This window comes from Streptobacillus ratti (assembly GCF_001891165.1).
In the GTDB taxonomy this organism is placed as follows: Bacteria; Fusobacteriota; Fusobacteriia; order Fusobacteriales; family Leptotrichiaceae; genus Streptobacillus; species Streptobacillus ratti.
The window spans coordinates 1-236 of sequence record NZ_LKKW01000130.1; the positions used below are offsets into that span (position 1 = coordinate 1).

At 24.2% G+C, this 236-nt stretch carries 1 pseudogene; it reads right to left on the minus strand.

The features are described from left to right. Positions 1-219 (minus strand): annotated as a pseudogene (locus BT993_RS07465) (sulfite exporter TauE/SafE family protein); the annotation flags it as partial. Between the last annotated feature and the right edge of the window lie 17 nt (positions 220-236).

A 236-nucleotide genomic window follows, 5' to 3' on the forward strand; every position in this document is an offset into this window, starting at 1 on the left:
TGAAAAAAATATAGTTGAAATCGAATAAAGAGTAGCACTCTTCATACTTATTCCAAATATTAATATAAATAATGAAACATTTATAGGCCCTCCACCTATCCCTAAAAATGTAGAAACTATTCCAAGACACATACTTACAAAAAAATACATGATATGATTTTTACATTTAAAAGTAAACTTACAATAAGTAGTATAATAAACAGATAATGATAATACCATTACTGTAACTGTAATTT